Genomic DNA, 13,367 nt, shown 5'->3' with positions numbered 1-13,367 from the left:
ACCCTGGTTCACAATTCACATGACAAACACTCCGCGACGGCACATTCGGGCCGCCGGGCTACAGCAGCGAGGAATCCAGCAGACCCGGCTCGGCGTGGTGCGCCCCCGCGAAGGACTGATCCGGCAGCAGACCACCGGACAGGCCGTCGTTCGACATGGCCGCGAGCCCGGCGTGATCCTCGGCGAGCGGGACGTACTGGGCCACCGGGACCACATGTGCCGAATCCTGATACACCGGACGGTCGTCGGCGATCGGACGGCCCGGCTTGGGGTAGTAGTCCGGGCCGGTCGGCGGCGGGACGTAGTGGGTCGGCGGCGGGGTGACCGGCGCGTGCACGCCACCCGGATTCGTGTCGACCACGGGCGGCTGGGTCACCGGCGCCTGCGTCACCGGCGGCTGCTGGGTCACGCCGCCGCCGTGCGTCTGGTCGGGAATCGAATTGGTCGGGTCCGTCGCGGTCGGGATGTCCCGCGTCGGCACGCTCGGGTTGGTGGTCGGCGCGGAGTTGCCGGTACTCGGCACGCTCGGGCTACCCGTGCTCGGCGCGGAGTGATCACCGGTGGTCGGGTTGCCGGTTACCGGGCTGCCCGTGCTCGGCAGGTCGTCGTCGGTCCCGGGCAGGGTGGACGGCGCGGTGCCGGTGCTCGGGGTTCCGGTGCCCGGATTGCCGGTGGTGGGCGGCGTCTTGGTGACGTTCCCGTCCTGGCCGGTGGTGGTGCCCGGCTTCGGCAGAGTGGTGCCGGGGATACCGGGCTTGGTGACATCCGGCACGGTGGGCGGGGTCACGGGCGGTGTCGGGACGGCGGTGGACGGCTGCCCTGTCACCGGAACGGGAGTCGGGATGTGCGGCTGCGTGCTCGGCGTCACCACCTGTCCCGGCTTGGTCCCCGGATCGGTGACGTGTGTGTCGACCACCGTGGTCGGCTTCGCCGGGGTGGGGCGGGCGTTGTCGAACAGCGCGGGGACCGCGGCGGCCGGGGCCGTCAGCGGCGAAGGACCCGCGGGCGCCTGGAACACATTCGCCACCGGCGTGGTCGCCACGTCCGGCTGGATGGTGGTCTGCAGCGGCGTGGCCACCACCGGCTGCGCGGCATGGGTGACCGGGGCGGGCGGTGCGACGACCGGAACGACCGGTACCACCGCGGGCGCGACGGCGGACAGCGGCTGCGGTGCGGGAGCCGCGGGGGTCGGCAGCGCGGCGGGCTGCGGCGCGGCAATGCCGGACGGGCCGGCGGTGCCGAGACCCGAGCCACTGCCCAGACCCGAATTGCTCTGTGTCCCAAGGCCGCTCTGCGAGTTGTGCTGATCCAGCCCGTTCCGCGCGGCGTTGCCTGGCAACTGCACACCGCTGTTGAGCAGGTCGGAGAAATTGTCGAGCTGATTGCCGACGTTGCCGACCGCGAAGTCCACCTTCAGATCGGTGTGCACGTACACGCCGTTCGGGCCGATACCCGCGTCGACGGTGAGCTGGGTGCCGAGGAAGATGCCCTGACCCGCGCCGTTGCCGATCCCGTCGAAGAGGTGGTTGGCGGCGGAGTCGTCGACCGGCGTGCCCGGTGCGACCGGATTCAGCCCCGGCGCGACGAATCCGCTGGTGCCGGGCAGGCCGAAGCCGTGGCCCGCCTGGCCGAGTCCGTGGCCGGGCAGGCCGAAGCCGCCTGGCGCGTCGATGTCGCCGGTGTCGCCGAATTTGGGGATGCCCGGAATGCCGACGCCACCCGGCAGACCGATGTTCGCATCCGGGAAGCCGATGCCGCCGGAGTGGCCGCCGTGCGAGGTGTCGGGCAAGCCGATGCCACCGGAACCGGGAGTGCCGGTGTGCGTCGGCATGCTCGGGACGCCGAGGCTGGGCACCGAGAGTATGCCGGGGTCACCGTGGGCGCCCGGCATCGGGATACCGGCATCGGTGCCGTTGAAACCGGGCAGCGGCAGGCTCGCGGCGCCGGAACCGACGGCGTGGCCGGGCAGGCCGAGGCCGGGGTTGGCGCCGTGCGTCACCTGCTGCGGCGCCGAGGAATGCGGGGCCGGTGAGGTATCGGGGGCCGGGTCCGGGAAGGTGACCACCGGGCTCGGCGTGTTGGGCTCGGGATCGCCGTTGCCTGCCCAGCCGGTGCTCCAGCTGTCGAGCCGGGAGGAACCGGGATGCGACGGTGTGCCGCCGGCATTGCTGGCGACGAGGGCGCCGCCGGTGACGTACGCGCCCGCGCGCGCGACACGCGCGACGCCGTTGGCCACCCGATAGGCGGTGTCGCCCGCGCGATCGCCCGTATCGATGTCCTCACCATCTTCGAAGGGCAGGTCACGCGTCATCAGAAGCTCCACTCTCGCCAATCCAGCATCCTCACACGCCGGGTCGACCGGGTGAAGATCACCTAACGATATTTCGGGAAATCTCGGCTGTCACATCCTCTGGAAACCCTGCCATCCGGGAATACAGAACGGAAGCCCTAGTTTCTGCAGGGTTCCGGACTGGACGCCCACTCAGCAGTGTCCTGTCGGCCACCACCTTTCCTGCCGGACGGTGCCGCGCGCAAGTTGATAACCGGTGCACCGGCAAGAACACAGACTTCTCTAACAATTGCTCAACAGACACTGAAGTTCCGCCCGCTACCGTCAGTAGCGCCAGACAACCTGGCCGGTGAGCGTCGTAGGGAGCACTAGGGTTGGCATCATGACCGGACACCGGATCTTGGTCGTGGACGACGAGGTTCGCGTGCTCGCCTCGCTGCGCCGCGGGCTCGAACTCTCCGACTTCGAGGTGGTCACCGCGAGCGACGGCGCGGAGGCGCTCGGTATGGTCCGCAGCACCGCGCCGGACGCGATGGTGCTCGACGTCAACATGCCGCAGCTCGACGGCGTCGGCGTGGTCACCGCACTGCGCGCGATGGGCAACGACATCCCGATCTGTGTGCTCAGCGCGCGCAGCGCCGTCAGCGATCGCATCGCCGCGCTCGAGCGCGGCGCCGACGACTATCTCACCAAACCGTTCGACCTCGGCGAGCTCGTCGCCCGGCTGCACGCGCTGCTGCGCCGCAGGGCGGCGGTGCCGGAGCGGGCGGGCGAGGTCATCCGGGTCGGTCAGGTGCAGGTCGACCTGGCCGGGCACCGGGTGCTGGTGGCGGGCGAGGCGGTCGAGTTGACCAAGCGCGAATTCGAGGTGCTCGCACTGCTGGCCGAGAACATGGGCATCGTGCTCGGCCGCGAGCAGATCCTGTCCGCGGTATGGGGTTACGACTTCGCCACCGACACCAATGTGGTCGACGTCTTCGTCTCCTACCTGCGCCGCAAGCTGGAGATACACGCCGCGCCGCGGGTGGTGCACACCGTGCGCGGCGTCGGCTTCGTCCTACGGGAACAACCATGAAAAGGTCACCCTCGCTGCGCGCCCGCGTCGCCCTGGTCTCCGGGGCGGTGGCGGCGCTTGTCGCGCTCACCCTCGGCATCACCTACACCGCGCTGCTCGGCACGACGGGCGAGCGGCAGTTCGACGATACGGTGTCCTCGATCGGGGTCAGTGTCGCCGCACCCGCCGGAGTTGTTCCGGCACCGGCGATTTCGCCGCAGACCGACGCACCGTACGCGGCGGAGAAGGCACCGGGGCAGACACAGGCTCCGGCCACGCGCGGCCCGGCGACCGCGACCACCTCCGGCGATGAGTCGCTGGCCACCGTCGAAGGATTGCCCGGCGTGGTCGTCGCGCTGCAGCCGGACCGCGACCGGGTCGACGCCGCCATTCGACGCAGTCAGTTCATCGGCGTCGGCATCGGCATCGCCGGTGTGCTGCTCGCCGCGGTGCTCGGCTGGTTCCTGGCCGGCTATGCCGCGCGACCGCTGCGCAGGCTCGCCACCGCCACCCACGGCATCGACACACTGGAGAAGCTGCCACCGCTGTCCGGCCGCGGCGCCCGCGAGGCCGAGGAGCTCTCCGACGCCATCACCCGGATGCTGTCGCGGCTGGAGGCCGCGCACACCGCGACCAACCGGGCGCTGGCCAGCGCCCGGGATTTCGCCGCCGTCTGCGCGCACGAACTGCGCACACCGCTCACCTCGCTGCGCACCGATCTGCAAGTCCTTGCCACCAAGGACATTCCGGCCGATCAGCGCGGCGCGATCCTGTCCGACGTGCTGATCACCGAACGCCAGATCGAGACCACCCTCACCGATCTGGAACGCCTGGCCGTCGGCGATCTCACCGAATCCGACGCCTTCGAGGAGTTCGAGCTCTGCGAAACCCTCGATCGGGCGGTACACGACGCCAAGCGCCGTCACCCGAAGGTGCGCATCGAGCTCACCGCGTGCACGCCGACCCCCATCACCGGTCTGCCCGGCGGCCTCATGCTGATCGTCACCAATGCCGTCGCCAACGCCATCCAGCACGGTAACGCCGAAACCGTCACCGTCACAGCCGATCCCGGCCCGGAGAACGCGGTCGACATCCACATCGACGACGACGGTGCCGGGATACCCGACGAACTGCGCGCGACCGCCTTCGACCGCTTCGCCAAACGCCCCGGCTCCCCCGGGTCCGGCCTCGGGCTCGCCCTGATCCGCCAGCAGGCCGAACTGCATTCCGGCACCGCCACACTCGAACCGAGCCCGCTCGGCGGCACCCGCCTGCACGTGCGCATCCGCGCGCACGCGCCGGATTGAGGCGAAACTCACTCGGCGCGTAGAGGTTTCAGAAACCTCTAACGATTGCTCAACGGTCGCTGAAGATCTCGCTCCTACCTTCGATCACGTCGCCCACCCGGGACGGCACGATCGAACAGGAGAATCTCATGACCGCACGTATCGGACGTAGCAAGGCCAGGCTCGCCGCGATAATCGCCGGAACCGCCGTCGCGGGCGCCGCCGTCCTGGCGGGCGCGAGCCTCGCCTCCGCCGACCCGATCGTCACGCCGAACAACGGCACCGTCACCACCCACGCCCCGGACTTCACCCCCGGCCCGGGCGACACAGTGACCCTGATCGGCCCCACCTACCCGGATCACGTTCCGGCCCAGCGGATCTCCCCCGCCCACCCGTTCCTCCCCGGCACGGGCAGCAGCACAGGCAGCAGCGCGGGCTTCGATACGGGCAGCAGCGCCAGCGCCTGAATCCCCCTGTGATGCGCCAGTACTCGGCCGAGTCCGGACTCGGCCGAGTACTGGTCTATCGACCGGCAGACCAGCTCAGCGTCCGAGGTCCTTCAAGGAGATGTCCATCGGGAATGGCTCAGAGGTCCGCAAGTGGCCTCGATGCACATCCGTCGACACATAGGCGCCGGTAGCACCGTCGAGTCGGTAGGCATACACAACCGGTTCACCGTCTTCCGACTCGATCCGCCAGTACAACGGAATGCCTGCCTCGGCGTAGTCCAGCGGGCGCCTGACACGATCCTTGCGTTGTGTGCCGGGCGAGACGATCTCGACAGCCAGATGCACAACAGATTTCGGATAGACATTCTCTTCAGGCCGAGCTGCCGACGCATCGATGACCGTGATGTCCGGTTCAGGCGCGAAATCGCGGGTGATCTCGACAGCCTGCTCCATCTCGACCGACAGATCCGGCGGGCAAGCCGTCTCCATAGCGACGGTGAGGCGGCGCAGCACACGGTTGTGCCACGTCGACGCCGACGCCATCATCACGGCTACCCCATCCTCGAGCTCGTACCGGAATCCTGGGTCGTATCCCGCTCGAACGTCGTCGACGGTCAGCCCGCCGGGAGCGTACTCCGCTCCGTACGGCAGTGTGGCCATTTCCGCCTCCTCGGTCCCGCTCCGCATGACACGGGATCATGCCTCATAAGTGTTCAACTACAAGGCATTATCCCGTAGTCCGCCGAGCGGTGCATGACCGGCGAACTACTTCTGCCCCTTCGGCTTGTCGGACGACGCGTCCGAGGACAGCGCGGCGACGAAGGCTTCCTGAGGGACGTCGACGCGACCGATGGTCTTCATCCGCTTCTTGCCCTCCTTCTGCTTCTCCAGCAGTTTGCGCTTGCGGCTGATGTCGCCGCCGTAGCACTTGGCGAGCACGTCCTTGCGGATGGCGCGGATGTTCTCGCGGGCGATGATCTTCGAGCCGATGGCGGCCTGGATGGGCACCTCGAACTGCTGGCGCGGGATGAGCTCGCGCAGTTTGGTGGTCATCTTGTTGCCGTAGGGCTGCGCGGCGTCCTTGTGCACGATGGCACTGAACGCGTCCACGGCCTCACCCTGAAGCAGGATGTCCACCTTCACCAGCGCCGAAGCCTGCTCGCCCGCCTCTTCGTAATCGAGGCTGGCATAGCCGCGGGTACGCGACTTCAGCGAATCGAAGAAGTCGAAGATGATCTCGGCCATCGGGAGCATGTAGCGCATCTCCACCCGGGTCTCGGACAGGTAATCCATGCCGAGCAGCTCACCGCGCCGGGCCTGGCACAGCTCCATGATGGTGCCGATGAACTCGCTCGGCGCGATGACGGTGCACTTGGTGACCGGCTCGAAAGCCTGGCGCACCTTGCCTTCCGGCCAGTACGAGGGGTTGGTGACGGTGTACTCCTTGCCGTCCTCCATCTCCACGCGGTAGATCACGTTGGGCGCGGTGGAGATCAGATCGAGGCCGAACTCGCGCTCCAGCCGCTCGCGGGTGATCTCCATGTGCAGCAGACCGAGGAAGCCACAACGGAATCCGAAGCCGAGCGCGACCGAGGTCTCCGGGACGTAGGTCAGCGCGGCGTCGTTGAGCTGCAGCTTGTCCAGTGCGTCACGCAGATTCGGGTAGTCCGAGCCGTCGACCGGGTAGAGACCCGAGTAGACCATCGGCCGCGGCTCCTGGTAGCCCGCCAGCGCCTCGGCGGCGCCGTCGCGGGCGGTGGTGACCGTGTCACCGACCTTGGACTGGCGCACGTCCTTCACGCCGGTGATCAGATAGCCGACCTCACCGACGCCGAGGCCCTGGGTGGGTTTCGGCTCCGGGGAGACGATGCCGATCTCCAGCAGCTCGTGCTGCGCGCCGGTGGACATCATCTTGATCTTCTGGCGCGGGGTCAGCTTGCCGTCGACCACACGCACGTAGGTGACCACGCCGCGGTAGGTGTCGTAGACCGAGTCGAAGATCAGGGCGCGCGCGGGTGCGTCGGCGGCGCCGACGGGCGGCGGGACCTCCGCGATCACCTTGTCCAGCAGTTCCGCGACGCCGACACCGGTCTTACCCGAGACGCGCAGCACGTCCTCCGGCTCGCAGCCGACGATGTGCGCGATCTCGGCGGCGTAGCGGTCCGGATCCGCGGCGGGCAGGTCGATCTTGTTCAGGACCGGGATGATGGTCAGGTCCCGCTCCATCGCCAGGTATAGGTTCGCCAGCGTCTGCGCCTCGATGCCCTGCGCGGCGTCGACCAGCAGAATCGCGCCCTCACAGGCTTCCAGCGCACGCGACACCTCGTAGGTGAAGTCGACGTGGCCGGGGGTATCGATCATGTGCAGCACGTACTCGGTGTCGTCGACTTTCCACGGCAACCGCACGTTCTGGGCTTTGATGGTGATGCCGCGCTCGCGCTCGATATCCATCCGGTCCAGGTACTGGGCGCGCATCGCCCGCTCCTCGACCACACCGGTGAGCTGCAGCATGCGGTCGGCCAGCGTCGACTTGCCGTGGTCGATATGCGCGATGATGCAGAAGTTCCGGATCCTGGACGGATCGGTGAACGTCGTGTCGGCGAAGCTAGGCACGTGGCTCCTGGTCGGAAAGAGGATTCGGCGTTGTCCATGATCCCATGAGTCCGGGCGAGCACCGACCGCAGGTCGGACGCCGAGGGTCGCGATCGCGGCCGCGGACAGCGAGTTCCACGCGGCCCCACCGAAATTCGAGTGTCTTCCGAACCAGCCCTTTAGTCGAGTGCGGCAATGTGGGGCCGGGCCCGCCCGCATCGGGCCGGCCGATCGATCCGGCGGAGCAGGGAGTTTGATGTGGCGCACCACACCACCACGGAACCGACCGCGCCGCTGTCCGTGGGTCCGGACGCGGACACGCCGCGCCGGTTGGCGGTGTCGGCCATGGCAGGCGCCGACCCGGCCGGGCCGCTCGGTGACCTCGGCGCGTTCCGGCAGTGGTTCGACGACTGCCACGCGCGAGCCACCATGGCGGTGCGCCGGGTGTCGCTGGACGACCTGGCCGCCTGGCATACCGACCCGGACACCGGCGACATCACCCACGACAGCGGCCGTTTCTTCGCCGTCGGCGGCCTGGAGGTACATCTGACGGGGGCGCCGGTGTCGACCTGGAGCCAGCCGATCATCAACCAGCCCGAGGTCGGGGTCCTCGGCATCCTGGTCAAGGAGTTCGATGGCGTGCTCCACCTGCTGATGCAGGGCAAGGTCGAACCGGGTAACGCGCTGGGGTTGCAGCTTTCGCCGACCGTGCAGGCCACCCGGTCGAACTACACGCGCGTGCACGGCGGCTCCACCGTCCCCTACCTGGACATCTTTCGCGACACCGCGCGGCACCGCGTACTCGCGGATGTGCGGCAGTCCGAACAGGGTGCGTGGTTCCGGCAGAAGCGGAACCGCAACATGGTGGTCGAAGTGACCGAGGACGTGCCGGTTCTGCCCGGCTTCCACTGGCTGACGCTCGGCCAGGTGCACCGGCTGCTCGCCGTCGAGGACCTGATCAACATGGATGCCCGCACCGTACTGGCCTGCCTGTCCTTCGCCGGTCCGGCGCTGCGGGAGGCGGTGCGCCCGCCGCGCGGCGAGTTCCACGCGGCGCTGCTGGCCTCATGTGACGCCGAACAGGGCAGCTTGCACAGTATGGCCGAGGTGCTCAGCTGGATCACCGACGTGCGCACCCGCACCGAGGTCGCCACCCGGGAGGTTCCGCTGGCCGCGGTGCCCGACTGGCATCGGGTCGACGGTGCGATCTCGCACCTGAGCGGGCGGTTCTTCGATGTGATCGGCGTCGAGGTACGGACGCGGACGCGGGAGGTGTCCGGCTGGAGCCAGCCGATGATCGCGGCCAGGGGCACCGGCCTGGTGGCGTTCCTGGTGGCTCGCGTGCACGGCGTGCTGCACGCGCTGGTCCACGCCCGCGCGGAACCCGGCTATCTCGATGTGGTCGAGCTGGCGCCGACGGTGCAGTGCACTCCCGACAACTACCGGCATCTGCCGCGCGCCGCCAGGCCGAGGTTCGTGGACGAGGTGCTGTCCGCGCGGCCCGGGCAGGTCCGCTATCGCACGCTGCTGTCCGAGGAGGGCGGCCGGTTCTACCACTCGCGCAACACCTACGCGGTGATCGAGGTCGAACGCGACAGCAGGCACGACCATCCGGACTTCCGCTGGATGCCCGTGCATCAGCTGGTAGACCTGTTGCGGCACAGCCACTATGTCAATGTGCAGGCCCGCACGCTGGTGGCCTGCCTGCACAGCCTGACCATCCGGTCCCCCCGATGAAGGCCCGCAGGCTGAGCGTCGCCGGTGCGCTGGAGTTCGAGACCCCGAGTTTCGGCGACGACCGAGGCGGCTTCGCTACCCCGTTGGATACCGAGGTCTTGGCCGCCGAGCTCGGCCATCCCCTGTTTCCGGTGGCGCAGGGGGCGATGAGCCGTTCACGACAGGGTGTATTCCGGGGCGTGCACTACACGATGCCGCCGCCCGGCCGGGCGAAGTATGTGTGGTGCGCGCACGGCCGCTGCCTCGACATCGTCTGGGACGTCCGGGTCGGCTCCCCCACCTTCGGCGCACACGAGGTGCTCGAGCTGGACGGGAGCGCCGAACGCGGGCTGTATCTACCGATCGGTGTCGCCCATGCGTTCCTCGCGCTGGAAGACGATACGGTCATGACGTACCTGCTCTCCGGCGGCTATCTCCCGGAACGGGAGCGCGCACTCGACCCGCGCGACCCGGCCCTCGGTCTGGATCTGCCCGCGGCCCTGGTGCTGTCCGAGCGCGACACCGCCGCCCCCACCCTGGCAGCGGCGCTGGAACGCGATCTGCTTCCCCGGTACGCGGACTGCCTCGCGCTCGAGAACGCGCTGACCTGACCACGGTGCGCGGACCGGGCGAGCCCCGTCCGCGCACCGATGCTCGGTTCAACGCTCCTTCACACCGAGGAACAGACCCCGGCCGAACGGCTCCGGCCGCACGAACTCCGCCGGGCATCCGGCCGCCGCGAACGCCGCGAGGTACTGCTCACGAGTGAACAGCGCCAGCCGATGCCGGTCGGTGAGGTGGCGGATGCCCTGCTCCGGCGTGGCGATCAGGTACTGCACGCTCATCACGACCGCGTCCCCTTCCCGCACCGAGTGGGAGAAGCGGGTCACCGCGCCTTCGTCGTCCCGAACCAGATCGGTGGCCAGATAGTCGGGAGTGAAAGTGTCTGGGAATACCCAGGGTTCGATCACCACCACGCCGCCCGGGGCGAGGTGCCTGCCCAGCGCGGCCAGCGTCCGCACGAGATCGGGGTAGTCGTCCACATAGCCGATGCTGCTGAACATCAGCGTGATGACGTCGAACGTGCGCCCGAGCTCGAAGTTCCGCATATCGCCCTGGTGAATGGTGATCTCGGGGGTACGCCGCGCGGCCACTGTGATCATTTCCGGTGACTGTTCCAGGCCCGCGGCGTCCGGGAAGTCCGCGACCAGGTGACGCAGGTGGCTGCCGGTCCCGCACGCGACGTCGAGCACGGCCGCGGCCTCGGGGTTGCGGGCACGAACGAGCTCGGCGATCAGCTTGGCCTCACCTGCGTAGTCCTTGCCACGGTGCGTGTGGATACGGTCGTAGATGTCGGCGAACTCGTCCTCGTACATCTCAGCGTTCCTCTCGATAGGCGTCGACCAGCGCTTCCAGCCTGGGTACCAGCGCGGCGGGCGTCGGCAAGGTGTGGATCTCGTCCCGCAATCGCCGCGCGGCCTCGGCGAATGACGGATCCTTCAGCAGTGCGCAGAGCTTGTCGCGCAGAATTTCCGCGGTGAGTTCCTCCACCGGGACGCACAGACCCGCGCCTGCCGCCTCGATGCCTCGGCCGCGGACGACGTCCCAGCCCTCCGCGACCATCAGCTGCGGCACACCGTGCACCTCTGCCGTGGACCGGGTGCCGCTACCGCCATGGTGAACGACGGCCGAACAGGTCGGCAGCAGATCGCTGAGCGGGACGAAGCCGACAGCGCGCACGTTGTCCGGCACGGGGATCGACAGTCGCTCCGGGTCCAGGGTGGCGATCACCTCGCAGTCCAAGTCGGCCACCGCGTCGAACAGCTCGACTGGGCTCAATGCTCCGAGCACGGCGTCCAGGTGGTCGATTTGCCCATGCGAGCGGTCGGTCACGCCCAGGGTCAGACAGACGCGGCGGCGCTCGGCCGACGTGTGCAACCAGTCCGGCACGACCGCCGGGCCGTTGTAAGGGACGTAGCGCATGGACTCGTAATGCAGCCCGGTGTCCAGCCTCATGCCAGGCGGAGTGACGTCCACGGTGAACTGACCGGTGATCACCTTCTCGTCGAAGAACGACCCGTGACGACCGAGGGTGTTCGACAGCCACTCCGCGGTCGGGTCCTCGCGGTGGCACGCGGGCAGCTCCGCCGACATGCGCAGGAGGGCCTGCCTGGCCCGCAGGGCGACATCCGGACCCCAGGTGAAACGGGCGTACGCGGCGCCGACCAAGCGGGCGGCGATACTCCCGGCGAAGGTATAGGTCTCCGAGATGACCAGGTCGGGCCGCCAGTCCCGCGCAAACGCCACCATGTCGTCCACCATCTGGTCGTCGTTCATGGTGGCGAACATCGCCGAACTCGCCATGTGCTCCAGAGCGAGCAGCCCGGTGTGCGTCCATGTGTCGGTGCTTGCGTAGTCGAAATCGCGCACCTGATCGAGGCAGCCGGGGAATATCGCATTGAGCAGGTCCGGCGCGTGCTGGTCGCCGTACCACTCGGCGGCCCCCGCCGTGACGGCGGTGAGCCCCGCGCCGGTGATGGTCGGCGCCATCGCCGCCTGGCTGACGACCCGGACTTCGTGCCCGGCAGCACGCAGAGCCCAGGCCAGCGGAACCATGGAGTAGAAGTGGGTGGGCGCTGCGAAACAGGTCAGAACGACCTTCATACCGATACCAACTCTCTGATGGGCGTCGAATCCGCCGTTTACGACCGCACCAGCAGGAACTCGGTGCGCAAGGACGCGACTGGCAGATGGGCCAGACCACCGGTGGCCGGAGCGTGCGGGCGATCCAGCGGGGCACCCGCGGACACCAGGCGCGGGTGGCGCAGGGCGATCGCGGCCAGGACAGCTTCGGCGGTCGCATACACCAGCGGCAGGTCGAGCAGCCGCGGCAGCGCGGCGGCGCTGGTAAGGACTGCCACCTGACTGCTGCCGGGAATCACCTCCCCGGCAACCGTCAGATCCGCGGTTGTGGTCGTCAGATGCAGCCGCACGGGCGGGTACACGGCACGGGTCCGCTCTACCGCCCCTTCGACGTCCGGCCACCGGCCGTCCGCGAGCAGCACGGCGGCCGCGCGGGTGACCAGGTCGGCGGTGAGCCGCGGTGCGACCACGGCGAGGAAGAGCGCGGGAGTGCGGGCGCACAGAGCGGCCCGCAGGTCGTCGACCGCGGCGAGCATGCGCTCGGTGACCGCTGTCTCCTGCGGGCACAGGAGGTTGTCGAGCACGGGGGTCGCGCCGAGCAGGCTGTCCGGTTCGGCACCGAGCAGGTCCGCGTATGCCTTGGCGCACAACAGCTCCGCCGCGGGCACCAGGTCGGTCAGCTCGTCGGGTACACCGGCCACCGGTGACGCCGATACGCCGGCCAGCGCGGCGACGTCCTCCGGGTCGGCCGGCTCGATGTCCTCGGCCGCGACCGCCATCACCCGGGTACCCGTCGGGCGCCAGTCGGCGAGCCCGGTGCCGACCTCGAGCAGCCTCGCCGCCGACGCGCCGCCGACCAGCACCGTTCCGGTCGAACTGCGGGAGACCGGATCCGTGATCACCGACCGCGCGTCCGTCGGATGACCGCGCAGCAGCGCGGCCAGTGGATCTCCCTCCGCGGCCCGCATCCATTGCAGCCCACGCACGAGCTGCAACCGCCGCCGTAGCCCACCGTCCACTCCGACCTCTCTCTCCCGAGCGTCATTTCCGATTCGCTCGGACGCTAACGCGGCGTCCTCCAGAACTGGTTGAAACCACATAGAGGCGCACTCGGAGATATCGAAGCCAAGGTAGCTGAAAAATACGGAGCGACAATTACAACCAGTACAGAATACGCCCTTCTACCAGGCATTTAAATGGGATAATCCGATTGAGCCACACGATGCTTGTCATTCTGGGATACATTTTTTCGGCGTTGTCAATTCGACGACTCATGTGCACCGCCGCGAAGAAGCTCGTACCCTCTGCAACGTCGCTGTCTTTCGCGGAGAAGGAAT

General features: G+C 68.6%; 11 protein-coding genes. 5 read left to right on the top strand and 6 right to left on the bottom strand.

Going from position 1 to position 13,367, the window contains the following annotated elements:
- Window positions 1-58 precede the first annotated feature (58 nt).
- Window positions 59-2,311 (bottom strand): hypothetical protein, encoded by a 2,253-nt coding sequence (locus ACIG5A_RS11910; protein ID WP_397240159.1) that lies wholly within the window; start codon window positions 2,309-2,311, stop codon window positions 59-61.
- 361 nt (window positions 2,312-2,672) lie between these two features.
- Here ACIG5A_RS11910 and ACIG5A_RS11905 point away from each other — a divergent pair, with 361 nt between their 5' ends.
- From ACIG5A_RS11905 to ACIG5A_RS11895, 3 genes are all read left to right on the top strand, one after another.
- Window positions 2,673-3,365: a response regulator transcription factor gene (locus ACIG5A_RS11905; RefSeq protein ID WP_397240158.1), complete on the top strand. Its 693-nt coding sequence runs from the start codon at window positions 2,673-2,675 to the stop codon at window positions 3,363-3,365.
- Window positions 3,362-4,651, top strand: coding sequence for a sensor histidine kinase (locus ACIG5A_RS11900; RefSeq protein ID WP_397240157.1), 1,290 nt, complete (start codon window positions 3,362-3,364; stop codon window positions 4,649-4,651). Before ACIG5A_RS11905 ends, ACIG5A_RS11900 begins: the two co-directional genes overlap by 4 nt.
- A 128-nt stretch (window positions 4,652-4,779) precedes the next feature.
- Window positions 4,780-5,097 (top strand): hypothetical protein, encoded by a 318-nt coding sequence (locus ACIG5A_RS11895; protein ID WP_397240156.1) that lies wholly within the window; start codon window positions 4,780-4,782, stop codon window positions 5,095-5,097.
- A 75-nt stretch (window positions 5,098-5,172) separates the two neighbouring features.
- Here ACIG5A_RS11895 and ACIG5A_RS11890 read toward each other — a convergent pair whose 3' ends face one another.
- Together ACIG5A_RS11890 and lepA are read right to left on the bottom strand one after the other, a co-directional pair.
- A complete protein-coding gene (locus ACIG5A_RS11890; RefSeq protein WP_397240155.1) occupies window positions 5,173-5,739 on the bottom strand; it encodes a Uma2 family endonuclease in 567 nt (188 codons plus the stop codon).
- Window positions 5,740-5,844: 105 nt separating this feature from the next.
- Window positions 5,845-7,692, bottom strand: a complete 1,848-nt coding sequence (gene lepA, locus ACIG5A_RS11885) for a translation elongation factor 4 (protein WP_397240154.1) — start codon at window positions 7,690-7,692, stop codon at window positions 5,845-5,847.
- A gap of 237 nt (window positions 7,693-7,929) precedes the next feature.
- On the opposite strand from lepA, the gene ACIG5A_RS11880 reads away from it, so the two are divergent.
- Together ACIG5A_RS11880 and ACIG5A_RS11875 are read left to right on the top strand one after the other, a co-directional pair.
- Window positions 7,930-9,408: an NDP-hexose 2,3-dehydratase family protein gene (locus ACIG5A_RS11880; protein WP_397240153.1), complete on the top strand. Its 1,479-nt coding sequence runs from the start codon at window positions 7,930-7,932 to the stop codon at window positions 9,406-9,408.
- On the top strand, window positions 9,405-9,998 hold the full coding sequence (locus ACIG5A_RS11875) for a dTDP-4-dehydrorhamnose 3,5-epimerase family protein (protein WP_397240152.1): 594 nt from the start codon (window positions 9,405-9,407) through the stop codon (window positions 9,996-9,998). Before ACIG5A_RS11880 ends, ACIG5A_RS11875 begins: the two co-directional genes overlap by 4 nt.
- A 48-nt stretch (window positions 9,999-10,046) precedes the next feature.
- Here ACIG5A_RS11875 and ACIG5A_RS11870 read toward each other — a convergent pair whose 3' ends face one another.
- The 3 genes from ACIG5A_RS11870 to ACIG5A_RS11860 are packed head-to-tail and all read right to left on the bottom strand — an operon-like array spanning window position 10,047 to window position 13,016.
- Complete coding sequence (locus ACIG5A_RS11870; protein WP_397240151.1) at window positions 10,047-10,763, bottom strand: class I SAM-dependent methyltransferase; 717 nt, start codon at window positions 10,761-10,763, stop codon at window positions 10,047-10,049.
- A 1-nt stretch (window position 10,764) separates the two neighbouring features.
- A complete protein-coding gene (locus tag ACIG5A_RS11865; protein WP_397240150.1) occupies window positions 10,765-12,051 on the bottom strand; it encodes an activator-dependent family glycosyltransferase in 1,287 nt (428 codons plus the stop codon).
- 38 nt (window positions 12,052-12,089) lie between these two features.
- The gene (locus ACIG5A_RS11860; protein WP_397240149.1) at window positions 12,090-13,016 is read right to left on the bottom strand and encodes a hypothetical protein; all 927 of its coding nucleotides are present in this window, start codon (window positions 13,014-13,016) and stop codon (window positions 12,090-12,092) included.
- Window positions 13,017-13,367: the final 351 nt, after the last annotated feature.

Source organism: Nocardia sp. NPDC052566 (genome assembly GCF_044547285.1).
Taxonomy (GTDB): domain Bacteria; phylum Actinomycetota; class Actinomycetes; order Mycobacteriales; family Mycobacteriaceae; genus Nocardia.
The sequence above is the reverse complement of the archived record's forward strand: the minus strand, read 5'-3'. Positions and strand labels throughout refer to the sequence as shown.